The 23,257-nt window shown below is 72.0% G+C and carries 20 protein-coding genes and 4 pseudogenes; 15 read left to right on the plus strand and 9 right to left on the minus strand.

Going from position 1 to position 23,257, the window contains the following annotated elements:
• Positions 1-11 precede the first annotated feature (11 nt).
• The 6 genes and pseudogenes from AC5RWQ_RS10120 to AC5RWQ_RS10145 form a co-directional block, all read left to right on the plus strand.
• Positions 12-1,453, plus strand: a pseudogene (locus AC5RWQ_RS10120) (DUF6114 domain-containing protein).
• 427 nt (positions 1,454-1,880) lie between these two features.
• Positions 1,881-2,348 carry a hypothetical protein gene (locus AC5RWQ_RS10125; protein WP_494282474.1) on the plus strand — a complete coding sequence of 156 codons (468 nt, stop codon included), beginning with the start codon at positions 1,881-1,883 and terminating at the stop codon, positions 2,346-2,348.
• 1,150 nt (positions 2,349-3,498) lie between these two features.
• Complete coding sequence (locus AC5RWQ_RS10130; RefSeq protein WP_494282475.1) at positions 3,499-4,518, plus strand: zinc-dependent alcohol dehydrogenase family protein; 1,020 nt, start codon at positions 3,499-3,501, stop codon at positions 4,516-4,518.
• Between the two features lie 192 nt (positions 4,519-4,710).
• Positions 4,711-4,857: pseudogene (locus AC5RWQ_RS10135) on the plus strand (helix-turn-helix domain-containing protein); the annotation flags it as partial.
• A gap of 167 nt (positions 4,858-5,024) precedes the next feature.
• Positions 5,025-5,165, plus strand: a pseudogene (locus tag AC5RWQ_RS10140) (MmyB family transcriptional regulator); the annotation flags it as partial.
• 73 nt (positions 5,166-5,238) lie between these two features.
• Positions 5,239-5,505 (plus strand): annotated as a pseudogene (locus tag AC5RWQ_RS10145) (MmyB family transcriptional regulator); the annotation flags it as partial.
• A gap of 106 nt (positions 5,506-5,611) precedes the next feature.
• Here the strand turns inward: AC5RWQ_RS10145 and metH are convergent.
• Entirely contained in the window at positions 5,612-9,127 is a 3,516-nt protein-coding gene (metH, locus tag AC5RWQ_RS10150) for a methionine synthase (protein WP_494282476.1), read from the minus strand.
• A gap of 260 nt (positions 9,128-9,387) precedes the next feature.
• Here metH and AC5RWQ_RS10155 point away from each other — a divergent pair, with 260 nt between their 5' ends.
• Both AC5RWQ_RS10155 and AC5RWQ_RS10160 read left to right on the plus strand, forming a co-directional pair.
• Entirely contained in the window at positions 9,388-10,257 is an 870-nt protein-coding gene (locus tag AC5RWQ_RS10155) for a PAC2 family protein (RefSeq protein ID WP_494282477.1), read from the plus strand.
• Positions 10,258-10,405: 148 nt separating this feature from the next.
• Positions 10,406-11,197 carry a GntR family transcriptional regulator gene (locus AC5RWQ_RS10160; protein ID WP_494282478.1) on the plus strand — a complete coding sequence of 264 codons (792 nt, stop codon included), beginning with the start codon at positions 10,406-10,408 and terminating at the stop codon, positions 11,195-11,197.
• Positions 11,198-11,218: 21 nt separating this feature from the next.
• Here AC5RWQ_RS10160 and mshC read toward each other — a convergent pair whose 3' ends face one another.
• The 6 genes from mshC to AC5RWQ_RS10190 all read right to left on the minus strand — a co-directional run bounded on the left by mshC (position 11,219) and on the right by AC5RWQ_RS10190 (position 16,688).
• Complete coding sequence (gene mshC, locus AC5RWQ_RS10165) at positions 11,219-12,457, minus strand: cysteine--1-D-myo-inosityl 2-amino-2-deoxy-alpha-D-glucopyranoside ligase (RefSeq protein WP_494282479.1); 1,239 nt, start codon at positions 12,455-12,457, stop codon at positions 11,219-11,221.
• A gap of 67 nt (positions 12,458-12,524) precedes the next feature.
• Positions 12,525-13,340 carry an SCO1664 family protein gene (locus tag AC5RWQ_RS10170; RefSeq protein ID WP_494282480.1) on the minus strand — a complete coding sequence of 272 codons (816 nt, stop codon included), beginning with the start codon at positions 13,338-13,340 and terminating at the stop codon, positions 12,525-12,527.
• On the minus strand, positions 13,337-13,909 hold the full coding sequence (locus tag AC5RWQ_RS10175) for a DUF3090 domain-containing protein (protein ID WP_494282481.1): 573 nt from the start codon (positions 13,907-13,909) through the stop codon (positions 13,337-13,339). The genes AC5RWQ_RS10170 and AC5RWQ_RS10175 overlap by 4 nt, the downstream gene beginning before the upstream one ends.
• Before the next feature lie 111 nt (positions 13,910-14,020).
• Positions 14,021-14,725 (minus strand): histidine phosphatase family protein, encoded by a 705-nt coding sequence (locus AC5RWQ_RS10180; protein ID WP_494282482.1) that lies wholly within the window; start codon positions 14,723-14,725, stop codon positions 14,021-14,023.
• Between the two features lie 77 nt (positions 14,726-14,802).
• Positions 14,803-15,639: an undecaprenyl-diphosphate phosphatase gene (locus AC5RWQ_RS10185; protein WP_494282483.1), complete on the minus strand. Its 837-nt coding sequence runs from the start codon at positions 15,637-15,639 to the stop codon at positions 14,803-14,805.
• Positions 15,636-16,688 carry an LLM class F420-dependent oxidoreductase gene (locus tag AC5RWQ_RS10190; RefSeq protein ID WP_494282484.1) on the minus strand — a complete coding sequence of 351 codons (1,053 nt, stop codon included), beginning with the start codon at positions 16,686-16,688 and terminating at the stop codon, positions 15,636-15,638. Before AC5RWQ_RS10190 ends, AC5RWQ_RS10185 begins: the two co-directional genes overlap by 4 nt.
• 210 nt (positions 16,689-16,898) lie before the next feature.
• Between AC5RWQ_RS10190 and AC5RWQ_RS10195 the strand changes: the two genes are divergently transcribed.
• From AC5RWQ_RS10195 to AC5RWQ_RS10210, 4 genes are all read left to right on the plus strand, one after another.
• Positions 16,899-17,870, plus strand: a complete 972-nt coding sequence (locus AC5RWQ_RS10195; RefSeq protein ID WP_494282485.1) for an aldo/keto reductase — start codon at positions 16,899-16,901, stop codon at positions 17,868-17,870.
• A gap of 423 nt (positions 17,871-18,293) precedes the next feature.
• Positions 18,294-18,422: a hypothetical protein gene (locus AC5RWQ_RS10200; RefSeq protein ID WP_494282486.1), complete on the plus strand. Its 129-nt coding sequence runs from the start codon at positions 18,294-18,296 to the stop codon at positions 18,420-18,422.
• A 92-nt stretch (positions 18,423-18,514) separates the two neighbouring features.
• Positions 18,515-18,727: a hypothetical protein gene (locus tag AC5RWQ_RS10205; protein WP_494282487.1), complete on the plus strand. Its 213-nt coding sequence runs from the start codon at positions 18,515-18,517 to the stop codon at positions 18,725-18,727.
• A 121-nt stretch (positions 18,728-18,848) separates the two neighbouring features.
• Positions 18,849-19,040: a DUF5703 family protein gene (locus AC5RWQ_RS10210; RefSeq protein ID WP_282341856.1), complete on the plus strand. Its 192-nt coding sequence runs from the start codon at positions 18,849-18,851 to the stop codon at positions 19,038-19,040.
• A 79-nt stretch (positions 19,041-19,119) separates the two neighbouring features.
• Here the strand turns inward: AC5RWQ_RS10210 and AC5RWQ_RS10215 are convergent, their stop codons facing one another.
• Positions 19,120-19,785: a hypothetical protein gene (locus tag AC5RWQ_RS10215; RefSeq protein WP_494282488.1), complete on the minus strand. Its 666-nt coding sequence runs from the start codon at positions 19,783-19,785 to the stop codon at positions 19,120-19,122.
• Between the two features lie 47 nt (positions 19,786-19,832).
• Complete coding sequence (locus AC5RWQ_RS10220; RefSeq protein WP_494282489.1) at positions 19,833-21,161, minus strand: M20/M25/M40 family metallo-hydrolase; 1,329 nt, start codon at positions 21,159-21,161, stop codon at positions 19,833-19,835.
• A 152-nt stretch (positions 21,162-21,313) separates the two neighbouring features.
• Here AC5RWQ_RS10220 and AC5RWQ_RS10225 point away from each other — a divergent pair, with 152 nt between their 5' ends.
• The 3 genes from AC5RWQ_RS10225 to AC5RWQ_RS10235 all read left to right on the plus strand — a co-directional run bounded on the left by AC5RWQ_RS10225 (position 21,314) and on the right by AC5RWQ_RS10235 (position 23,238).
• A complete protein-coding gene (locus tag AC5RWQ_RS10225) occupies positions 21,314-21,931 on the plus strand; it encodes a hemerythrin domain-containing protein (protein ID WP_494282490.1) in 618 nt (205 codons plus the stop codon).
• 66 nt (positions 21,932-21,997) lie between these two features.
• On the plus strand, positions 21,998-23,002 hold the full coding sequence (locus AC5RWQ_RS10230) for a LysR family transcriptional regulator (RefSeq protein WP_494282491.1): 1,005 nt from the start codon (positions 21,998-22,000) through the stop codon (positions 23,000-23,002).
• On the plus strand, positions 22,999-23,238 hold the full coding sequence (locus tag AC5RWQ_RS10235; protein ID WP_494282492.1) for a hypothetical protein: 240 nt from the start codon (positions 22,999-23,001) through the stop codon (positions 23,236-23,238). Before AC5RWQ_RS10230 ends, AC5RWQ_RS10235 begins: the two co-directional genes overlap by 4 nt.
• Positions 23,239-23,257: the final 19 nt, after the last annotated feature.

Genomic DNA, 23,257 nt, shown 5'->3' on the forward strand with positions numbered 1-23,257 from the left:
AGGAGGCATGCGTGACAACCGCCCAACCGCAGCACGCCCGGCGTGACCGGCCCCGCGAGGCATGGCGTGGCCCCCGCCGCTGGCGGCGGACACGGCCGTTCTGGGGCGGCCTGCTCACCGCCCTGGCCGGCCTGGAGATCTTCGGCACCAGCCAGATGTCGCTCGGTAACCTCTCCTTTCAGATGGGGCCGACCGGCTTCCTTGCCTGGTTGATCCCCACCATCCTGGTGACCTGCGGACTGCTGATGTGGTTCAGGCCGCAGCACCGGGTCCTCTACGCCGTGGTCGCCGCGTTGACCACGCTCTTCTCCCTGATCGGGGTGAACCTCGGCGGGTTCTTCGTCGGTCTGCTGCTTGGCTTGGTGGGCAGCGCCCTCGGCTTCGCGTGGGTGCCCGACCCCCACCCGACCGCCCGGCCCGGTCGCGAGTCGGCACACGACAGGACGGGGCGCAACGAGTCGGCAGGCGACGGGTCGCTGCGGCACGAGGCGCCCGGCCACGGAACCGTGCGGGACGAGTCGCCGGACGACGCGACGGGGCGGGACAAGCCAACGGCCGCCGCGGGCCATGACCTGCCGGCCCCCGACGCAGCCCCCCCGGCACCGAGCGCGAGCAGCCGGCCCTCGTCAACGAGCTGATGTCGAGCCGGAACGGCATCGGTCCGCGCGTGGCCCAGCCGCAGCCCACCGCATACGAGAAGACCGGCGGGTCCGGGACGTTCCGGCGAGCCGGGAGGCCGGAGGCGGGGCTGCCCCGGCAGCGCGATCCGCGGTTCTTCGCGGTGCTGCTCGGGCTGCTCGGTCTCTCCGCTGCCGTGGCGCTCGCTGCACCCAGCCCGACGCGGGCGTCCGCGCTGCTCGCTGCAGGGCGGGACGGGCCCACTTGCCCGACCTGGCCGTCCGCGACCGTGCTGGCCAACCCCCGGCCCACGGTTTCCGGCGTCGACTGCGCCCGCCCGAAGCCGTCGCCGAGCCCCACCGACGGCGTCGAGGCCGGGAAGCCGTTGCCGCGGATCGCCGCCGAACCGGGGCAGCCCGTGGTGGCGGCGACCTCGTCGAGGCTGACCGGCTCCAAGGTGACCATGACCGGGCTCCGGTTCGAGGGGGTCGTCGCCCTACCCACCGCCGACGGCACCCTCACGGCGTTGAAGTTCAGGATGGACCAAGCGGTCATCGACGATTTTTTGCTACTCACGCCCGGCCCGGCCGGCCGGACCATACGGTTGGCCACCGACCGGCTGACGGTCAGCGGCGACGTCGCCTTCTACACCACCCGTTTCGTCGGGCGACTGTCCGGCACCGTGATCACGCTGGCCCCCGACCTGCCGTTGCCCGACGGTATCCCGATCACGTCGCCAATCCCGACCACCTTCGCCGACCCGGCCATCGACCTGGCCTTCGTGAACAGCGACCTGCTGACCGCCCGGCCGAAGCTGAAGCTGACCCTCGGCTGAACTCGCTCTCCAGCACAGGTGGAATAGTCGGTGTCGCCGGCCTGCTGACCTGTCCGGCAAGGGATGGCAATTCGACGTCGAGCTGCACAAACGCTTGGCATCCGTGGCCCTCGTTGGTCGCCGCTGGTCCGCCTTCGACGGCCTAGTGGCGGCCTGGACCTAGTCCTCGTCGATGACGGGCGAGCCGCTTTCCACACCCTCCGACGGACATCAGGGGTCATAGCGGTCCATCTCCTTCGATGCATTGTCGGGCGGAGCGATCCTGACGAGGATCTTGTGTGAACCGAAGGACTGTCCTCTATGTTTCATGCCGTCCGATGATCATGCGGGCCTGCGGCCCGCCATGATCATCGGACTTCGATTCCGTTGCCGGAAGCACACGGGGGAGCAGGCACACAAAGGCCTCTGCTCCAGTAAGGGAGATGACGTGAAACGGATCTTGCTCTCGTCCCTGCGGGTGGCTGCGGCCACCGTGGCCGCAATGGGCGTCACGCTCGTAGTCGCCGAGACGCCGGCGCTGGCGTCCCTGCCCGGCGGCTACAGCGTCACGACGTCCAGAGACGGCGATAACGTAACGATGAAGATGGAAGACGAATTTGGGAATGACATCGGCTACGCCTATTTCCAGGCAGACCCCTATGGCTCGCTGCCGGGTGACGCCATCAGGGCGGGCGACATCTACGCCGATGGGCTGGGCGTAGAGGCGTGGCTGGACATCAATCCCGGAAGCTCGTGGGATACCGACCGCATCGCGTCGACGCGTGGCTACAACTCTCCGTACTACACCCCTTGGAAGACCGGCGACATCGCCGAGGGCACGCGCATCGGCCTCAGGATGTGTCTGGTGCAGGGCACCACCACCTACTGCTCGGGGACGCAGTACAGCTACGCGTGACAAGTCGGCGCGGGTGAACACGACGAAGACCGCTCCCGGGCACCGCCTGGGAGCGGTCTTCCGTGAGATCCGGTCGGGTTGGCGACGCCGGGGTCACCCGGCAGACCCAGCGGCTGACTTCTACATCGACGCGAGCGATGTTGCACCGCGCCGTCGAGCACGTCTACGTCCTCGTCGACAGGCTTAGCGACAGCGAGGTCTATCAGTGCCAGCAGCTAGCTTCGCCGGCAAGCGACTGACAGCCCCGCCGGCGAAGCGGTTGGGATGCCGCTGTTTGCTTGCAGACCATTGCAAGCAAGCCCGAACCGCCACGACAACGTCGGACCGTCACCCCAAGCCAATGCGGCGCCGCCTCGCCGTGAAGCGCATGGGGTGGCCCTGCACGACTACGACGATGTTCGGCCTACACCCAACTGGACTGCGAGTGGTTGAGTCCGGCAGATGTGGCAAAGGAAACGGCTTATTCCGCCGACAACCCGTACCCCGGCGTGTCGAGGCCAATCGCCGTGCGGCTGGGGCCCCCGGTCACCTATCAGACTCCGGAAGGCGGAGAGGGGGTGTACCCGGACAGCATCCGGCGGATCTTCCCGAAGCCGCTACAAGCTGCCGCGTTCTCCGCACATGACCCGCCGATGAGGAACGCGCTACAGGCACGGATCGTGCAGATGATGGCCTCACCGGCGCCCTCGCCCTCCCACTCCTGACGGCCCTCGTCAGCCGCCGCCGCGGCCCAACAGCACTGGCGCGCAACGAGCAGGGCAGAGTCTGCACCTCGGACAGCTGGAGATGGCAGTAGCCGAAACTGCTGGCTCTACTCGAGACCGGGCTGGTGGTGAAGTCTCGTACGACGTCCCGGAGGAAGGATCGGCGCGCTCGATGGTCGACCTGATGATAACGACCTCGGCGGGCGCGTGGCGGGATCTCACAGAGGCGGTCCGCCAGGAGTCCAGCCGCTGGCAGACTCACCAGCTGAGCCGCGAGCGGCCACGGCATCGAGCGGGGCAGCGCAGGAAGACGCCTGAGGGGTCCTGTTGCGCCCTCCCAGTGGGCCGTCGGCGGGAGTTCCACGGGTCAGGAACGCGGATGCCGCGGATTTCAAGAAGCGGCTCCGCACCGCAGGCGCTACGTACAGAGCAAGGAGAAACACCCGATGCGTGGAGTGATCATGTATGCCGCGGGCGACGTCCGCGTCGAGGAGCGCGCGGAACCGAAGATCATCGAGCCCACGGACGCGATCATCCGGGTGACCGCGAGCTGCATCTGTGGGTCCGATCTGTGGCCGTACCGGGGCATCGAGGCCGTCGACCATCAGGTTATGGGTCACGAGTACGTGGGTGTCGTCGAGGAGATCGGTTCCGAGGTGAAGAGCCTCAAGGTCGGCGACTTCGTTGTCGGGTCGTTCGTCATCTCCGACAACACGTGCGAGATCTGCCAGTCCGGCTACCAGTCCAAGTGTGTGCACGGCACTTTTGTGTCGACGATCGGCACCCAGTCCGAGAAGGCTCGTATCCCGCTGGCGGATGGCACCCTGGTTCCTACGCCGGGGCAGCCGGACCCGGAGCTGATCCCGTCGCTGCTGGCCGCGTCCGACGTGCTCGGCACCGGCTGGTTCGCTGCCGTCGCCGCTGAGGCCGGCCCTGGCAAGACGGTCGCGGTCGTCGGTGACGGGGCGGTTGGCCTGATGGGCATCCTCGCTGCCAAGCAGTTGGGCGCCGAGCGGATCATCGCGATGTCCCGCCACCCTCAGCGGCAGGAGCTGGCTCGGTTCTACGGCGCGACCGACATCGTGGAAGAGCGCGGCGACGAGGGCGTAGCGAAGATCAAGGAGCTCACGAACGGACTGGGTACGCACAGCGTGATCGAGGCGGTCGGCACGCAGGAGTCGATGACGCAGGCCATCCGATCCACCCGCCCCGGCGGGCACCTCGGCTTCGTCGGCGTCACCCACGAGGTCGAGTTGCCCGGCCTGGAGCTGTTCTTCGCCAACATTCATCTGCATGGCGGCCCCGCCCCGGTGCGCCGGTTTCTGCCCGACCTGATCCAGCTGATCTGGGCACGCAAGATCGATCCCGGCAAGATCTTCGACCTCACCCTGCCACTGGAGGAGGCCGCGGAGGGCTACAGGGCGATGGACGAACGGCGCGCCGTCAAGGTGCTCCTCACCGTCTGACGCAATCCCCCAACGCACTTCCGCCCGCCCCGCACCGTCAGGGGGTTCCGACCGTACCCCGAGTGACTACGACACGTGGCTACCGTGGAGGCCATCAGCTCGAAGAACGAGGTCCGGGAGTTCCTGGTCTCCCGGCGCGCGCACGTGACGCCCAAGCAAGCGGGCCTTCCTGACTACGGCGGGGAACGACGCGTGCCGGGCTTGCGGCGCGAAGAGGTGGCAATGCTCGCCGGAGTCAGCCTCGACTACTACACCCGTCTCGAGCGTGGCAATATCCGTGGCGCTTCCGAGAGCGTGCTGATTGCGATCGCGCGGGCGTTGCAGCTCGACGACGTCGAGCGAGAGCACCTGTTCGACCTGGCCCGCACCGCCCCGGTGGCGTCGGCGACGGGCAGCGGGAAACCGGCAAAGCGGGCGTTGCGCGCATCGATGCAGCGTGTCCTGGACAATTTGGCCGTCCCGGCCGTCGTGTACAACGCGCAACAAGACTCATCGCCTCGAACCTCATGGGGCGCGCGTTGTTCTCTCCGCACTTCGAGGCCGACGCACCGAACATGGCCAGGTTCATCTTCCTCGACGCCCGCGCCAAGGACTACTACGTCGACTGGCCCCTGGCCCGTCGCATGACCACCGCCATGCTGCGACTCGAAGCCGGACGAGACCCACTCAACGGCGACCTCACCGAACTCATCGGGGAACTGTCAACCCGCAAGCCCGCAGTTCCGGCAAGACTGGGCCCGCCAGGACGTGCACGAGCACCGCACCGGCCAGAAGGTCTACCGCCACCCCGAGGTCGGCGAGATCGAGATCACCTTCGACGTGTTCGAGATGCCCGGCGAAACGGGCTTGTCCATCGGCACCTACAGCGTCGATGAAGACTCCGAGTCCGCCGACAAGTTCACACTGCTCGCAAGCTGGGCAGCGACCCAGGAATTCGACACCAAGCACCAACGGCCTGCCTCGAAGTCGAGCACAGCCACGCGATGATGGCCGCGAAATGCGTGCTCGCCGCGCAACGAACGGCCAGCTTGGTTAAGCGAGCCCAGGTAGGTAGCCGGAGGATGATTACGCAGCTCAGCGCGGGGTGGCGGCGTCACTTGGCGTTGAAGTAGTTCGCCTCCGGGTGGTGCACCACGATCGCGTCCGTCGCCTGCTCCGGGACCAGTTGGAACTCCTCCGACAGCTGCACCCCGATCCGCTCCGCGCCCAGCAGCCCGACGATCTTCGCCCGGTCCTCCAGGTCCGGGCAGGCCGGGTAGCCGAACGCGTACCGGCAGCCCCGGTAGTCGTTGCGCAGCAGGCCGGCCAGGTCCGCCGGATCGTTCTCGGCGACGGTACCGCCGCCGGGCAGGATCAGCTCGGAGCGGATCCGGCGGTGCCAGTACTCGGCGAGGGCCTCGGTGAGCTGCACGGACAGGCCGTGCACCTCCAGGTAGTCCCGGTACTCGTTGGCGGCGAACATCTTCGCGGTGTAGTCGCTGATCGGCTGGCCGACGGTGACCAGCTGCAACGCCACCACGTCCAGCTGGTCGCCCTTGGGTCGGAAGAAGTCGGCCAGGCAGAGCCGGCGCTCCTGCCGCTGCCGCGGGAAGGAGAACCGGGCCCGCTCGGCGTTGCCGTTCTCGTCCAGTACCACCAGGTCGTTGCCCTCGGCGTACGCCGGGAAGTAGCCGTACACCACGGCCGCCTCGAGCACCTGGTCGGCGGTCAGCCGGTCCAGCCAGTACCGCAGCCGCGGCCGGCCCTCGGTCTCCACCAGCTCCTCGTACGAGGGACCCTGGCCGCCACGGGCGCCGCGCAGCCCCCACTGGCCGAGGAAGGTGGCCCGCTCGTCGAGCAGCGCCGCGTAGTCGGCCAACGGCACGCCCTTGACCACCCGGGTGCCGAAGAACGGCGGCGTCGGCACCGCCACGTCGGCGGCCACGTCGGAGCGGACCGAGGAGTCATGCAGCTCGGGCAGCGCCTCGCTGACCATGGTCCGCTGCTTCTCCCGCCGGGCCCGGCGGGCGGCCAGGGCGGCCTCCCGCTCCGGATCGACCATCGGCGCGCCGCCGCGCTTGGCGGCCATCACCCGGTCCATCAGGGACAGTCCCTCGAACGCGTCCCGGGCGTAGTGCACCTGGCCGGGGAAGAGCGCCCGCAGGTCGTCCTCCACGTACGCCCGGGTCAGCGCCGCTCCGCCGAGCAGCACCGGCCAGCGCTCGGCGACCCCGCGCGAGGCCATCTCGGCGAGGTTCTCCTTCATGATCACGGTGCTCTTGACCAGCAGGCCGGACATCCCGATCGCGTCGGCCCGGTGCTCCTCGGCGGCCTCCAGGATCGCGTTGATCGGCTGCTTGATGCCGATGTTGACGACCTCGTAGCCGTTGTTGGACAGGATGATGTCGACCAGGTTCTTGCCGATGTCGTGCACGTCGCCCTTGACGGTGGCGAGCACGATGCGGCCCTTGCCGCCGTCCTCGGCGGTCTCCATGTGCGGCTCCAGGTAGGCCACCGCCGTCTTCATCACCTCAGCCGACTGGAGCACGAACGGCAGCTGCATCTGCCCGGAGCCGAACAGCTCGCCGACCACCTTCATCCCGTCCAGCAGGATGTCGTTGATGATGGAGAGCGGGGCCCGGCCGCCGGCCATCGCCGCGTCGAGGTCCGCCTCCAGGCCGTTGCGCTCGCCGTCGATGATGCGGCGCTTGAGTCGCTCGTCCAGCGGCAGCGCGGCCAACTCCTCCGCCCGGGTGGCCCGCGCCGAGGCGGCGTCGACCCCTTCGAAGGCCTCGATGAACCGCTGCACCGGGTCGTACCCCTCGCGGCGCCGGTCGTAGATGAGGTCGAGGGCGATCTCGCGCTGCGCGTCCGGGATCTTCGACATCGGCAGGATCTTGCTGGCGTGCACGATCGCGGAGGTCAGGCCGGCCTGCACGCACTCGTGCAGGAAGACCGAGTTGAGCACCTGCCGGGCGGCCGGGTTGAGCCCGAAGGAGACGTTCGAGATGCCCAGGGTGAAGTTCACCCCCGGGTAGCGGGCGGCGATCTCCCGGATCGCCTCGATGGTCTCGATGCCGTCGCGGCGGGTCTCCTCCTGACCGGTGGCGATCGGGAAGGTCAGCGCGTCGATCAGGATGTCCGACCGGTCCATCCCCCACCGGCCGGTCAGGTCGTCGATCAGCCGGGCGGCGACGCGTACCTTCCAGTCCTTGGTGCGGGCCTGGCCCTCCTCGTCGATGAGCAGCGCGACCACCGCGGCACCGTGCTCGGCGACCACCGGCATCACCCGGGCGTAGCGCGACCCGGGGCCGTCGCCGTCCTCGAAGTTGACCGAGTTGACCACGCAGCGACCGCCGAGCATCTCCAGCCCGGCCTCGACCACCGCCGGCTCGGTGGAGTCCAGCATGATCGGCAGGGTGGAGGCGGTGGCGAAGCGGCCGGCCAGCTCCCGCATGTCCTGCGTGCCGTCGCGGCCGACGTAGTCGACGCAGAGGTCCAGCAGATGCGAGCCGTCCCGGGCCTGGCTGCGCGCGATCTCCACACAGGCCTGCCAGTCGGCGGCGAGCATCGCGTCCCGGAACGCCTTGGAGCCGTTGGCGTTGGTCCGCTCCCCCACCATCAGCACCGAGGCGTCCTGGGCGAACGGGACCGGGTGGTAGATCGAGGAGACGCCGGCCTCGTGCCGGGGCTCGCGGGCGACCGGGGTGGCACCGTGCAGTCGCTCGGCCAGCACCCGGATGTGCTCCGGGGTGGTGCCGCAGCAGCCGCCGACCAGGGACACGCCGTAGTCGGCGATGAACCGCTCCAGCGCGTCGGCCAACTCCACCGGGGTCAGCGGGAAGTACGCCCCGTCGGCGGTGAGCACCGGCAGGCCCGCGTTCGGCATCACCGACAGCGGGACCCTGGAGTGCTGGGACAGGTAGCGCAGGTGCTCGCCCATCTCGGCCGGCCCGGTGGAGCAGTTCAGCCCGATCAGGTCCACCCCGAGCGGCTCGATCGCGGCCAGCGCCGCGCCGATCTCGCTGCCGAGCAGCATCGTGCCGGTGGTCTCCATCGCCACCTGGCAGATGATCGGCACCGGCCGCCCCAGCTCGGCCATCGCCCGCTTGGACCCGACGACGGCGGCCTTGACCTGGAGCAGGTCCTGCGAGGTCTCGATGATCAGCGCGTCGGCCCCGCCGGCGATCAGGCCGGCGGCATTCTCCTGGTACGCGTCCCGCAGGCTCGTGTACGCGGCGTGCCCGAGGGTGGGCAGCTTGGTGCCCGGCCCGATCGAGCCGAGCACGAACCGGGGACGCTCCGGCGTGCTGTGCGCGTCGGCCGCCTCCCGGGCGATCCGGGCCCCGGCCTCGGCCAGCTCCCGGATCCGGTGCGCGATGCCGTACTCGCCGAGGTTGGGCAGGTTGGTGCCGAAGGTGTTGGTCTCGACGCAGTCCGCGCCCGCGGCGAGGTACGCCTCGTGCACGCCGCGCACCACGTCCGGGCGGCTCACGTTGAGGATCTCACTGCAGCCCTCCAGCCCCTCGTAGTCGTCGAGGGACAGGTCGGCAGCATGCAGCATGGTGCCCATCGCCCCGTCGGCGATGAGAATCCGGTCGGCCAGCACATCCAGCAACGAAGTCCGCACGGCACCAGGTTAGTGCGAAGATCCGGCCACCGGTAACGGCCCCTGGCGCGGTCCCACATTCTGCCGACGTCGACCCGTACCCGTTTCGTGGCTTTCCGCCCCCGGGCGCGGTGTCGGACCGGCGCGGCCGACGGGCCGCATCCGGACCCGGCACGTAGGCTGACGGACGTGAAGGACAACAGGGACGCCGCCGTGCACGGGGGGCGGACGACCGGGCCGGCGCCCGGCGCCGGCCCCGACGAGCAGGGTGAGGTGACGGCGTGACCGAGTTCGACGGGCTGCCGGTGCTGCGGTCCCCGGTGGCGATCGCCGCCTTCGAGGGCTGGAACGACGCCGCGGACGCCTCGACCGCCGCCGTGGAGCACCTGGAGCAGGTCTGGCAGGCCCGCCCGGTCACCGAGCTGGACCCGGAGGACTTCTACGACTTCCAGGTCAGCCGGCCGACCATCACGATGGCCGACGGGGAGACCCGGCGGGTGGAGTGGCCCACCACGAAGTTCACGGTGGCCAGCCCCGAGGGCACCGAGCGGGACGTGGTGCTGATCCGCGGCATCGAGCCGAGCATGCGCTGGCGCACCTTCTGCGAGCAGGTCCTGGAGATCTGCCACAGCCTCGAGGTGGAACGGGTGGTGCTGCTCGGCGCGCTGCTGGCCGACGTGCCGTACACCCGGCCGCTGCCGATCAGCGGCAGCGCCTCCGACACGGAGGCCGCCCAGCGCTACCAGCTCACCCCCACCCGCTACGACGGGCCGACCGGGATCGTCGGGGTGCTCCAGGACGCCTGCACCAAGGCCGAGGTGGACGCGGTCTCGTTCTGGGTGCACGTGCCGCACTACGCCAACAACCCGCCCTGCCCCAAGGCGACCCTGGCCCTGCTGCACCGGGTCGAGGAGGTGCTCGACCTGCCGGTGCCGATGGCCGACCTGGCCGAGGAGGCCGCGGAGTGGGAGCAGCGGGTCCGCGGCGCCGCCGAGCAGGACGCCGAGCTCGGCGAGTACGTGCGTGAGCTTGAGGAGCGGGTCGGCGACGCCGGCATCACCCCGTTGACCGGCGACGAGATCGCCCAGGAGTTCGAGAAGTACCTACGCCGCCGCGGCGGCTCCGCCGGCCCCACCGCCGGCTCCTGGTGACACTGGCGCGCTGATCCGCATCCGGCGCCGGCGGGGCAATGCCCTGTCGGCGCCGTTCGTCGTGTGTCCAGGGAAGGAACCGTGTCGGGCTTCCCTCGGCACACCCGCTAGGGCATCCTAGGAACCTAGCTGTCATGAGGAGGCGGGCATGCAGATCAACCCGGGAGCGGCCGAGTTCCCGCACCGGCAGATCGCCGCGCAGCTCAAGGCCCAGGTGCGCCGGGGCGACTGGGCGCCCGGCGAGCGGCTGCCGTCCATCCCGGCCATCGCCGAGATGTTCGGCGTCGCCAAGCAGACCGTGCAGCGCGCGGTCGACCAGCTCCGGGTCGAGGGCGTCCTGATCACCAAACCCGGCTCCGGTACGTACGTCCGGGGCACCCGGCGCCGGCTCAACCGGCTCTCCCGGGGCCGGTACGGCGGCTTCCGCGGCTACCACACCGACCTGGCCGCCCGGTACCGGCAGCAACTGGTCTCGGTCGGCCGCGCCCCCGCCCCGCCCGAGGTGGCCGACGCGTTCGGCGTCGCGGACGGCACCGACCTGCTCTGCCGGCGGCACCTGGTACGCACCGAGGACTCACCGGTGGAGGTGGGCGCCTCCTGGTTCCTGCCCGCCGAGACCGCCGGCACCTCGCTGGAGCGGGCCGAGGCGTTCGGCCGCCCGCTCTACCAGGAGGCCGAGGAGGTCACCGGCCGGCGCTACGCGTCGGCCACCGACACGATCAGCGCCCGCCAGCCCAGCCGGGAGGAGGCGGAGACCCTGCAGATCCGCCCGGACACGCCGGTGCTGCACCTGCTGCACGTCGCCTACGACGCCCACCGCAAGCCCATCGAGGTCGCCCAGGCCACCTGGCCCGGCCCGATGACCACGCTGACCGAGGAGTACCAGATCCCCGCCCCGGCGCCGGACCCCGACCCGGACCCCGGCCTGGTCCTCGGCTGACGCCCCCGGGTGACCCGAGGCTCAGAGGCGGATGCCGAGCAGGGCGTCCACGGTGTCGGCGAAGAGCCTCGGGCCGTCCGCGTCGTCGGCCACGCCGGCCAGGGCCTGCGCCGCCCACTCGTCGGCCAGCGCGATCGCGCCGGGGCTGTCGAGGTCGTCGGCGAGGCGGCCGCGTACCCCGGCCAGGAACGCCGACCCGGACGGCCCGGCGGGGGCCGCGGCCGCCCGGCGCCAGCGGTCCAGCCGCTCCAGCGCGGTGGTGAGCAGGTCGTCGGTCCAGGAGCGGTCCGCGCGGTAGTGGCCGGACATCAGCGCCAGCCGGACCGCCATCGGGTCGACCTGGTCGGCCCGCAGCCGGGAGACGAAGACCAGGTTGCCCCGGGACTTCGACATCTTCTCGCCGTCCAGGCCGATCATGCCGGCGTGCACGTAGTGACCGGCGAACGGCGTCTGGCCGGTGAGCCGCTCGGCGTGCGCGGCCGAACACTCGTGGTGCGGGAAGAGCAGGTCGTTGCCGCCGCCCTGGACGTCGATCCGGTCGCCGAGCAGCTGCAGCGCGATCACCGCGCACTCGATGTGCCAGCCGGGGCGGCCGGCGCCCAACTCGCCGCCGGGCCAGGACGGCTCGCTCTCGCGGGCACCGCGCCAGAGCAGCGGGTCCAGCGGGTCGCGCTTACCGGGCCGCTCGGGGTCGCCGCCGCGCTCCGGGAAGATCTCCAGCATCTGCTCGCGGGTCAGGTTGGACTCGTAGCCGAACGCGGGGGCGGCGCTGATGTCGAAGTAGACGTCGCCGGTGCCGTCCTCCAGCCGGTACGCGGCGCCGTCCTTGAGCAGGACGAGGACCTTCTCGGCGATGTCCGGGATCGACTCCACCGCGCCGACGTAGTGCGCCGGCGGGATGATCCGCAGCGCCTCCATGTCCTCGCGGAACAGCGCGGTCTCCCGCATCGCGAGGACCTTCCAGTCCTCGCCGTCGCGGGCCGCGCGCTCCAGCAGCGGGTCGTCGATGTCGGTGACGTTCTGTACGTACCGCACGGGCAGCCCGGCGTCGCGCCACATCCGCTGCACCAGGTCAAAGGTGATCATGGTGGCGGCGTGGCCGAGGTGGGTGGCGTCGTAAGGGGTGATCCCGCAGACGTACATGGTGCCGGCGCCGTCCGGCCGGCTGGGGTGGGCACCGCGCCGCGCCGAGTCGTACAAGCTCAGTGGCGCACCGTCACCCGGCAGCCGTGGCACATCGTGTCCCGCCCAAGACTCCATGACCGTCAGCCTAACGAGCCTCCGGCCGCCCGGGAGCGGCCCCGCGGGTGATCAACGTGACAGCCGCTCACATCGGCGGCCAGGGCATCGACGGCCAGTCCTCCGGCGGTAACGGGAAGCGCCCGTCGGCACGCAGCCGGTCGATCCGGGCAGCCACCTCGGCGACCTCGCCGATCGTCAGGTGCTCGGCCAGTTCCTCGCCCAGCTCCCCGGCGACCTGCCCGGCCAGCCCGTCGAGCATCTCCACCGCGTCCGGGGGAAGCTGTCGGCCGGCCCAGCCCCAGAGCACGGTGCGCAGCTTCTCCTCCACGTGGAAGCAGACCCCGTGGTCCACGCCGTAGAGCCGGTCGTCCGGGCCGACCAGCACGTGGCCACCCTTGCGGTCGGCGTTGTTGAGCACCGCGTCGAGGACGGCCAGCCGGGCCAGCCGGGGGTCGTCGGCGTGGGCCAGGGCGTACGCGGCGCCGTCGTCGTCACGGGCCGCGGCCACCGGGAACCAGCGCGGCGGCACCGCCTCGGCGGGCACGAACCCGACCAGCGGCTCGGCGTCCTCCGGCTCGTCGATCCAGAGCTGGCAGGAGCCGGGGCCGAACGGGCCGTCGCGCAGCACGGTCGGCGGGACCAGATCCCACCCGGTGGCCCGGGAGACCAGGTACGCCGAGACCTCCCGGCCGGCGAGGGTGCCGTCCGGGAAGTCCCAGAGCGGCCGCTCCCCCCGGACCGGCTTGTAGACGCAGCGGGCGCTCTGCCCGTCCAGGGTCAGGACGCCGCGCAGGGTGGTGTTGGAGGCGTCGACCAGCCGACCCTCCAGGGTCAGCTCGCCGTCGCGCAGCAGCCGGAGCGCCGCGCTGCCGTCCAGGTGCCGCAGCTCCGACGAGGTCACCGGTGGTAGCCGTTGTGCCGGGGGCAGAGGTGACCGGCCGGGTCCAGCGGCTGGCCGCAGAGCGGGCACGGCGGCCGGCCGGCGTTGACCACCCGTTTGGCCCGCTCGATGAACTCGCGGGTCGCCTCGGGGGTCAGTCGCACCCGGAGCCGGTCGAGGTCCTCGTCCGGCTCCTCGTCGTCCTCGTCGTCCTCGTCGTCGCCCAGCTCGACCTCGGCCTCCACCTCGCCGGCGGCGATCGCCTCGATCACCACGGTCGCGCTGTCGACGTCGAAGGCCAGCCCGAGCGTCCCGACCCGGAACTCCTCGTCGACCGGGGTGTCCAGCGGGTCGTTGTCGCCGACGGCGGTCACCGCCTCCGGCAGCTCCACGCCGAACCGGCGCTGCGCCTCGGAGAGCAGCTCCTCCAGCTTCTCGGCGAGCAGGGACACCTGGACCTTCTCCAGCGCGACGCTGACCAGCCGGCCACCGCCGCGCGCCTGGAGGAAGAACGTGCGCTCCCCCGGCGGCCCGACGGTCCCGGCGACGAACCGCTCCGGCGGTTCGAAGGCGTGCACCTGGTGGGTCATACCCACGACCCTATCCGGCCCATGGAGGCGTCGCGCACCGCACCGACGCCGGTTCAGCCGAGGGCGAAACGCCGGGGGCCGCCCGACCCGCCCCGGGCGTGGCGACCCGGCTCACCCGGCCGCTCCCGCGCCACCGCCGACCGCGGCGTCCGAGTCGGTCGGCTTCGTGGCCCGCCGGCGCCGCTTGCGCGGCGGCGGCACCAGCCCGGCCAGATCGCCGCCGGTGTCGTTCAGCCGGACCAGGAAGGGCCGCAGCGGGGTGTAGCGGATCGCGGTCACCGAGGCCGGGTCCGCGACGATCCGCTGGAACAGATCCAGGTGTACGCCGAGCGCGTCCGCCACGATGGCCTTGATCACATCGCCGTGGCTGCACGCCAGCCAGACCGCCTCCGGACCGTGCTCGGCGCTGATCCGGGCGTCCCAGGACCGGACCGCGGCGACCGCCCGGGCCGACATCTGGGCCATCGACTCCCCCTCGGGGAAGACCGCGGCGCTCGGGTGCTGCTGCACCACCGGCCAGAGCGGCTCCTTGGCCAGCTTCTTCAGCGGCTGCCCCTCCCAGGCGCCGTACCCGCACTCGATCAGGCCCTCCTCCACCACCGGCTCGGCCCGCGGCAGCGCCAGGTCGAGGGTCTGCCGGCAGCGGATCAGCGGGCTGGTCACCACCGCCGCCAGGGGCAGCCCGCGCAGCCGCTCGCCGACCGCGCTCGCCTGGGCCCGGCCGGTGTCGTCCAGCTCGACCGGCTGGCGCCCGGCCAGCCCCCCGTCGGCGTTCGCCGTCGTCCGGCCGTGTCGCAGAAGCAGAAGGGTCGCCACGACACCACCCTAGGTGCCCCGCACGCGCGACGGCCCCCGGCACCGGTGGTGTCGGGGGCCGTCGCGGCGGGTCCGGCTCAGGTGGCGCTGATCGTGCCGGTCAGCAGCAGCGACAGCACCAGCGCGCCGAGCGCCACCCGGTAGAGCACGAAGACGTACAGGGTGTGGTGCGCCACGTAGCGCAGCAGCCAGGCGATGGCCGCGTAGCCGATGCCGAAGGCGATCAGCGTGGCCACCACCGTCTGGGCCACGGTGGGCACCGAGGTCCCCGGCGCGGCCGGCTCGAACACGTCGCCGATGCTGAACACGCCCGACATGACCACCGCCGGGATGGCCAGCAGGAACGAGTACCGGGCCGCCGCCTCCCGGGTCAGGCTGAGCAGCAGGCCGGCGGTGAGGGTGCCGCCGGAGCGGGACACCCCGGGGATGAGCGCCATCGCCTGGGCGAAGCCCATCACGATGCCGTCGCGCATCCGGAAGTTCTCCAGGGTGCGGGTCTGCCGCCCCCAGTACTCGGCGAAGGCCAGCACGAAGGCGAAGACGATCAGCGTGGTCGCCACCACCCACAGGTTCCGGCCGGCGGTGCGGATCTGGTCCTTGAACAGGAAGCCGAAGAGCCCGATCGGGATCGAGCCGACGATCACGTACCAGCCCATCCGGTAGTCGAGGCTGGCGCGCACCGAGCGGTCCCGGATGCCCAGCAGCCAGACCCGGGTGATCCGCCAGATGTCCTTGGCGAAGTAGATCAGCACCGCCGCCTCGGTGCCGAGCTGGGTCACCGCCGTGAAGGAGGCACCCGCGTCCCGTTCGAAGAAGATCGCCGAGGTGATCCGCAGGTGACCGGACGAGCTGACCGGGAGGAATTCGGTGAGCCCCTGGACGATGCCCAGGACGATGGCCTCGACCCAGGTCACTCGCCGACCCCGGAGAGGTCCAGCGCCTCCGCGACGGTCCGCAGGGTCTGCACGCCGCTGTCCCGGTCGGCGACGAAGAGGGTCACCGAGAGGGTGGTGACGCCGGCTGCGGCGTACTCCCGCATCCGCTCGGCGATGCGCTCCTTCGGGCCGAGCAGCGAGGTGCGGTCGATGAACTCCATCGGGATGGCGGCGGCGGCGTCGCGCTGCCGCTTGGCCAGGTAGAGATCCTGGACCTCGCGGGCGGCGTCGCCGTAGCCCATCCGGGTGGCGAGCTGGTTGTAGAAGTTCTGCTGCCGGCTGCCCATCCCGCCGACGTAGAGCGCGGCGTACCAGCGGACCAGCTCGGCGCAGGAGGCGACGTCGTCGCCGACCACCACCGGGACCGAGGGCACCACGTCGAACCCGGCCAGCTCCTTGCCGGCCTTCGCCCGGCCGGCCCGCACGGAGGCGAGCTGCTCGTCGGCGAACTCGGGGGCGTAGAAGACGGCCAGCCAGCCGTCGGCGACCTCGCCGGCCAGTTCCAGGTTCTTCGGGCCGACCGCGGCGAGGTAGATCGGGATGTGCTCGCGCGGCGGGTGGAAGCCCAGCCGCAGCGCCTTGCCGGGCCCGTCGGGCAGCGGCAGGGTGTAGTGCTCCCCGTCGTACGCGACCTCCTTGCGGGCCACGGCGAGCTTGACGATGTCGACGTACTCGCGGGTCCGCGCGAGCGGCTTGGCGAACCGTACGCCGTGCCACCCCTCGGAGACCTGCGGGCCGGAGACGCCCAGGCCGAGCCGGAACCGGCCGCCGGAGAGCGCGTCGATGGTGGCCGCGGTCATCGCGGTCATCGCCGGGGTCCGGGCGGGGATCTGCATCACCGCGCTGCCCACGTCGATCCGCTGGGTCTGGCCGGCCATCCAGGCCAGCATGCTGGGCGAGTCGGAGCCGTAGGCCTCCGCCGCCCACACCACTGAGTAGCCGAGGCGGTCCGCCTCCTGGGCGAGCGCCAGGTGATCGGCCGGCGTGCTCCACGCTGTCTGGTATCCGAGGCTGAGCCCGAGTCGCACTGATCCTCCCCCATCCCGCACCACAGGTCGCATCAGGTTACGCAATACCGGCCGCGGGACCGATCACCGGCTCACCACCGGCGCCCCGGGGGCCGCCGATCGTCCCCGCCGGGCGGTCCGGCCCGTCGGGCCCCGCTGTCGGGGACGCGACGGGCGAAGATGCCGGGAGCGAGGATATCGGTGACGCCACGTTCGAAATAAGGTTCACCCATGCAGCAGCGACCGCTCGGCCGAAGCGGGCTGGCGGTTTCCCGGCTCGCGCTCGGCACCATGACCTGGGGCCGGGACACCGACGCCGACGACGCGGCCGCCCAGCTGAAGAGTTTCCTCGACGCGGGCGGCAACCTGGTCGACACCGCCGACGTGTTCGGCGACGGCGACGCCGAGTCGGTGCTCGGCGAACTGCTGGACGCCCTCGTCCCCCGCGACGAGGTGCTCATCGCTACCAAGGCCGGCCTGCGTCCCGGCAGCGGCCGGCGGCGGGACGGCTCCCGCGGGCACCTGCTGCGCACCCTGGACGCGTCGCTGCGCCGGCTGGGCACCGACCACGTGGACCTGTGGCAGGTGCACGGGTACGACCCGGACACCCCGCTGGAGGAGACCCTGGCGGCGCTGGACCACGCGGTGGCCAGCGGCCGGGTCCGCTACGTCGGGGTGTCGAACTTCTCCGGCTGGCAGACCGCCCGGGCGGCGGCCTGGCAGGCGGCCTGGCCGGGGCGGGCCCCCGTGGTCGCCGCCCAGGTGGAGTACTCGCTGCTGGAGCGGGGCGTGGAGCGGGAGGTGCTGCCCGCCTGCGCGGCGCTGGGGCTGGGGGTGCTGCCCTGGTCGCCGCTCGGTCGGGGCGTGCTGACCGGCAAGTACCGCAACGGGCGGCCGGCGGACTCCCGGGCCGCCTCCGCGCACTTCGAGCGGTTCGTCGCCACCTACCTGGAGCCGCGCTGCTCCAGCATCGTGGAGGCGGTCACCATCGCCGCCGGCGGGCTGGGGGTGTCGCCGATGGAGGTGGCGCTGGCCTGGATCCGGGACCGGCCGGGGGTGACCGCGCCGATCCTGGGCGCCCGCACGGTGGGCCAACTGCTGGGCGCGTTGCAGGTGGAGCGGATGACGCTGCCCGAGGAGATCACCACCGCGCTGGACGACGTCTCGGCCGTGCCGGTGGGATACCCGGAGCGCGACGGCTGATCGTCTGCGCGGGTCACCCGCCCCTGCGCGTACGCCGGCCACCGGGCCGGCCGGTCGGCGTGGGCGGGGTGTGGCTGGCGCCCGGAAGGTGACGGTGGCGGACCGCCCCGTAGGGCCAGCGAACGCGTTATCCCCACCGATCACCCTTCACCAACCGTGACGCTCCCATAATTCGATCCACTCGCTCTGGAGGATGCGCCCGAACAGGCGGCACGGATGCCCTGGCGCCCTTTTCATCCGTCTTCGTCTGTCCGCTTTCCGTCACCCACGTCCGAATTACTTTTCCGACCCAAGGCCGAAAAGAATAAGACCCTCGTAAATGATGGCGGCGCGAGCGAACCACCGCCGCGTCGTCCCTTCCATCCGCTGAAGGATCCCGTGGACCGTAGGACCGACGTCAGGCGCAAGCCGGCCAGGATGGTCGTGCGCGAACTCCCACGTCCCGGCGCGCCCGCCGAGACGCCGATCCTGCGCGACGCGCACGCCTGGGAGCTGCGGGTGTCCCGCTGGTACCGGCTGCTCCATCTGGCCGGCGTCAACCGGGTGATCTGATTCGCCCTGCATTTCCTGCTGCCGAGCGCGTAAGTGACATTCGGCTGAGCCGGCGGGGTGCTGATCGGCGCGCCACTCGCCAGCGCCTACCGGTGGGAGGGAATTACGTTGGCCGCATTCGCGTCACTCAACGTGCTGCTTCCCCTCGGGGTGATCGTACTAATCGTGCTCGGCTGAGCGGCTGGCAGCGGCTGCAACGCCTGGACACCCTCGACGAGCCGACGGTCGACAACTTCGTCGAGACCGTCGCCGGCCGCTACGACCACTCCTGGCAGGACGGCGCCACCGACTGCGTCACCGGCTGAGCGCCGAACCGGGCGTCCGGGACCACTCGTGCCGACACCACCCCGCACGACCGGCGGACGCGGCGCGGGTCACCGGCGAGGGGGGTGGCGAAGGGCCGCCGGGCTGGGCAGCATGGTTCACATGGACTACGAATACGCGCCGCTGCGGCTGCCGCCGAACGTCGACCGGTTGACCGCCGCGGCGCAGCTGGCGATCCAGGCGGAGTTCTCCGGCTGGGAACTGGCCCGGGTGCAGCTGTTCCGGGACGGCACGCGCAAGGTGATGCTGCGCCGCCGTCGGGTGAACCAGCCGCAGCCGGGCCTGTCCTACTGACCCCGGGGCACGCCCCCGGCGTACCCCGGACAAGCGCCCGGGCCCGGACCGTGCGGTCCGGGCCCGGGGCGACGCGGGCTCAGTGCTGGTGGCCGGCGTGGTCGTGCTCGTGGTCGTCCTCGTCAAGGAACGGGTGCTCGTCGAGCCGCCCGACCAGCCGGTCGTCGGCGGCCGGCTGGAACGGGCCCACCGGGTCGTCGTCGTCGAAGGACTCCAGGTCCACCGGGGTGCCGACCTCGCTGACCATCACCACGCCGTCCAGCGGCTCCAGCTCGGGCACGTCCAGCGCGCTCAGCGAGCCGTCGCCGCTCTGCAGCAGCTCCAGCACCGCCTCGCCCACCCCCTCGACCGGGGCCGGCTCGTCCTCCTCCGGGGTGCCCTCGCGGCGGGCGATCTCGGCGACCCGGAGCAGCGCCGAGACGCTCGGCACCCGGTAGTCGCGGCGCTGGCGCACCGAGATGACCCGCGGGTGCGGGTCGGTCGCCTCGGCGCCCTCGACCCCGCCGAACCGCTCGTCCGCCTCGTCCGGGTCGATCGACTCCACGTCCCACGGGGTGACCTCGCCGAACGCCTCGAGCAGCTGCTCGTCGTAGGCGAACGAGGCGTTGTTCAACGCGACGTACGCCTGCCAGACGTCGTCGTCGTCGATCCGGCCCTTGGCGGCGCGGACGGCCGACAGGTGGGCCCGGGCGGCGTCGATCACGCGCTCCAGGGCAGCGTCCAGCTCATCGTGCTGGTCGGTCATGAGGCAGTCCCTTCGACTGTGGGGGGAGGGTGCGGCACCGGGGTCGGTCAGCAGGTGCGGAGGAACCGGTCGAGGACCCGCACGCCGAACTGTAGTCCGTCGACCGGGACCCGCTCGTCGATGCCGTGGAACAGGGCGGAGAAATTGAGGTCGGCGGGCAGCCGCAGCGGGGCGAAGCCGAAGCAACGGATGCCGAGCTGGGAGAAGGCCTTGGCGTCGGTGCCGCCGGAGAGCATGTACGGCACCGGCCGGGCGCCCGGGTCCTCCGCGCGCAGCGCCGCCGACATCGCCTCGACCAGGTCACCGTCGAAGGTGGTCTCCAGGGCCGGCTGACGCTGGATGTACTCGATGTCGATGTCCGGGCCGACCAGCTCGCGCAGCTGCCGCTCCAGCATCTCCGACTGGCCGGGCAGGCTGCGGCAGTCGATGGTGGCGGTGGCCCGGCCGGGGATGACGTTGTCCTTGTAGCCGGCGGCCAGCCGGGTCGGGTTGGCGGTGCTGCGGATGGTCGCGCCGATGATGTTGGCGATCGGGCCGAGCTTGGCGATCGCGGTCTCCGGGTCGTCCGGGTCCAGCGCGACGCCGAGGACCTCGGAGACCTCCTCCAGGAACGCACGGACGGTGGCGGTGACCGTCACCGGGAAGCGGTGCCGGCCGATCCGGGCGACCGCCTCGGCCAGCGCGGTGACCGCGTTGTCGTCGTGGATGAACGAGCCGTGGCCGGGGCGGCCCTTGGCGTGCAGGCGCAGCCAGTCGATGCCCTTCTCGGCGGTCTCGATGAGGTAGAGCCGGGTGGCGTCGTTCACCGAGTAGGAGAAGCCGCCCACCTCGCCGATCCCCTCGGTGCAGCCGTCGAAAAGATCCCGGTGCCGCTGGGCGAGGAAGTGCGCGCCGTAGTCGCTGCCGGCCTCCTCGTCGGCGGTGTAGGCCAGCACGATGTCGCGCGGCGGCCGGACCCCGGTGCGCTGCCAGTGCCGGACCACCGCCAGCACCATCGCGTCGAAGTCCTTCATGTCGATCGCGCCGCGGCCCCACAGGTAGCCGTCGCGGACCTCGCCGGAGAACGGATGCACCGACCACTCGTCGGCGTCGGCGGGGACCACGTCCAGGTGGCCGTGCACCAGCAGCGCGTCGCGCCCCGGATCGGCGCCGGGGATCCGGGCGACCAGATTCGCCCGACCGGGCGCGGACTCGTGGATCTCGCTGTCGATGCCGACCTCGGCGAGCTTCTCCGCGACGTACTCGGCCGCCCGGCGCTCACCGGCGCTGGTGTCGTTGTCGCCGGTGTTGGTGGTGTCGATGCGCAGCAGGTCACGACAGAGGTCGACGACCTCGTCGGTGGGGTCGGGTCGGGCGGAGGCGACGTCGGGAGTCATCGGCTCTTTCTACCAGCAGCGGGTCGGCGACGAACCGCGCCGGCCGCCGCCGGAGTTTCACGATCATCGGGTACGGGTACCGCGTCGGCGTCCCCGCACCGCCCGTCGTACCGGCCGTCGCGCGTGCTCCGGCCACCGTCGAGGAGGGCACCATGACCGTCCCCCTGCCCCCGCTGCCGCCCACCGCCGACGACGCCTACCGGCCGGGCGGGCGCAGCATGGCCGACATCGCCGACACCGAGCACCGGCAACTGCTCGGCCTGGCCGACCAGGCCACCGACCCGGAGCTGCCGCCGGATCGGCGTCGCCAGGTGGTGGAGGTGCTCACCGCGGCGCTGTCCCGGCACCTCTCCGCCGAGGAGCAGTACCTCCTCCCCGCCGCCCGGGCCGCGGTCCCCGAGGCGAGCGAGCGGGTGGACCGGGAGATCGAGGCGGACGCGGCGCTGCTCGCCGCGCTCAAGGCGCTCACCGGCCCGGACGACCCGGCGCTGGCCGACGTCGCCGACCGGGTCCGCCGGCACGTCCAGGCGGTCGCCGCGCTGATCACCCCGCTGCGCGAGGTGGCCACCGACGCCGAGCTGATCCGGCTGGGCAACCGGTGGGAGATCGCCGAGGAGGCGGCCCCCACCCGGCCGCACCCGGGCACCCCGTCCGCCCCGCCGTGGAACCGGATCGTCGAGCCGGCGGTGGGCGTGCTGGACAAGGTGCGCGACGCGGTTTCCGGGCGGCGGACGTACCTGGCCGACCTGAAGCGGCGTACCCGCGACTAAGACATCGGCGAACGCCGATCCGATCGGGCCCTTCCGCCGGCCGGCGCGTGGTCCTACCGTCACCGTATGAACCTCGAGCTGCGGCACCTGCGGGTGGTCTGCGCGATCGCCGAGACGGGGAGCGTGACCAAGGCGGCGTCGACCCTCGGGCTGGCCCAGCCGGCGCTCACCGCCCAGCTGCAGCGCATCGAGCGGACCCTCGGCGGGCCGCTGTTCGAACGGGACCGGCGCGGCGCGCGCCCGACCGCCCTCGGCGAGCTGGTGCTCGCCCGGGCCCGGGTGCTGCTGCCGGCGATGAAGGGCCTGCAGGACGAGGCGGCCCGGCTGGCCGGCGCCGACGACACCCTCGGCCGGTACCGCTTCGGCGGGGTGAACAGCCCGATCCTCGGCCGGCTGGTGCACCGGCTCGCCGCCGAGCAGCCGCAGGCCCAGCTGACCACGTACGCCTCCTGGTCGGCCGGGGAGCTGGCCGCGCTGGTGGCGGGCGGGCGGCTCGACTTCGCGCTCACCGGCGTCTGCGGTGACGCCACGCCATCGGCCGAGTTCGGGCTCTGCTGGCAGGAGGTGGCCGTCGACCCGGTGCTGGTGCTGCTGCCGGCGAGCCACCCGATGGCCGGGCGGGACGAGATCGACCTGGCGGAGCTGCGCCGCGAGCAGTGGGTCGCCGCGCCGGGCGACGGCTGCTTCGGCGACTGCTTCGCCGCCGCCTGCGCCCGCGCCGGCTTCACCCCGCGCAAGGTGTACGAGACGGACGTGCGCGGGTGCGTGGACCTGGTCGACGCCGGCGAGGCGGTGGCGCTCTGCCAGGCCACCTTCCGGCCGGTCGACGGCCTGGTCACCCGACGGCTGACCGGTGTGCCGCTGCGCTGGCGGCTGCTGCTCGGCTGGCACCCCGACTCCCCCGCCGCCGGGGTCGCCGAGCTGGTGCTGGAGACGGCGGTGGCCGCGTACACCGACTCGCTGGCGCCGCACCCCGACTACCTGGCCTGGCTGCTGCGCCACCCCGGGTTCGGGGCCCGGCCGGCCGGTGGGGGTGCGAATCGCCTGACGGCGGGTACGCCGGGCGCATGACCGATCTCTACCCCGCCGCCGACCAGCGGGAGCTGCTGCGTCAGGCGGCTGCCGCACACTCCGCCGCCGTCCGGGACGTCGAGGCGTTCCTGCGCCGGCTGCCGGAGGTGCCCGACGCGGCCGCCATCACCGAGTACGCCACCCTGCTCGCCCGGGAGGAGCAGACCCGCGGCGAGCGGCAGGCCACCGCCGACGGCGCCGGGCTTCAACTGCCCAGCGTCGGCACCGAGCAGTAGGGCCCACCCACGACGGCGC

The sequence above is a fragment of the Micromonospora sp. BS32 genome, assembly GCF_059089345.1.

What these genes read in the sequence shown, in the direction of transcription:
- AC5RWQ_RS10130 (WP_494282475.1), top strand. Translation starts at nt 3,499, where the DNA reads ATGCGTGGAGTGATCATGTATGCCGCGGGCGACGTCCGCGTCGAGGAG.
- AC5RWQ_RS10160 (WP_494282478.1), top strand. Translation starts at nt 10,406, where the DNA reads ATGCAGATCAACCCGGGAGCGGCCGAGTTCCCGCACCGGCAGATCGCC.
- mshC (WP_494282479.1), bottom strand. Translation starts at nt 12,457, where the DNA reads ATGGAGTCTTGGGCGGGACACGATGTGCCACGGCTGCCGGGTGACGGT.
- AC5RWQ_RS10175 (WP_494282481.1), bottom strand. Translation starts at nt 13,909, where the DNA reads ATGACCCACCAGGTGCACGCCTTCGAACCGCCGGAGCGGTTCGTCGCC.
- AC5RWQ_RS10195 (WP_494282485.1), top strand. Translation starts at nt 16,899, where the DNA reads ATGCAGCAGCGACCGCTCGGCCGAAGCGGGCTGGCGGTTTCCCGGCTC.
- AC5RWQ_RS10210 (WP_282341856.1), top strand. Translation starts at nt 18,849, where the DNA reads ATGGACTACGAATACGCGCCGCTGCGGCTGCCGCCGAACGTCGACCGG.
- AC5RWQ_RS10215 (WP_494282488.1), bottom strand. Translation starts at nt 19,785, where the DNA reads ATGACCGACCAGCACGATGAGCTGGACGCTGCCCTGGAGCGCGTGATC.
- AC5RWQ_RS10220 (WP_494282489.1), bottom strand. Translation starts at nt 21,161, where the DNA reads ATGACTCCCGACGTCGCCTCCGCCCGACCCGACCCCACCGACGAGGTC.
- AC5RWQ_RS10225 (WP_494282490.1), top strand. Translation starts at nt 21,314, where the DNA reads ATGACCGTCCCCCTGCCCCCGCTGCCGCCCACCGCCGACGACGCCTAC.
- AC5RWQ_RS10230 (WP_494282491.1), top strand. Translation starts at nt 21,998, where the DNA reads ATGAACCTCGAGCTGCGGCACCTGCGGGTGGTCTGCGCGATCGCCGAG.
- AC5RWQ_RS10235 (WP_494282492.1), top strand. Translation starts at nt 22,999, where the DNA reads ATGACCGATCTCTACCCCGCCGCCGACCAGCGGGAGCTGCTGCGTCAG.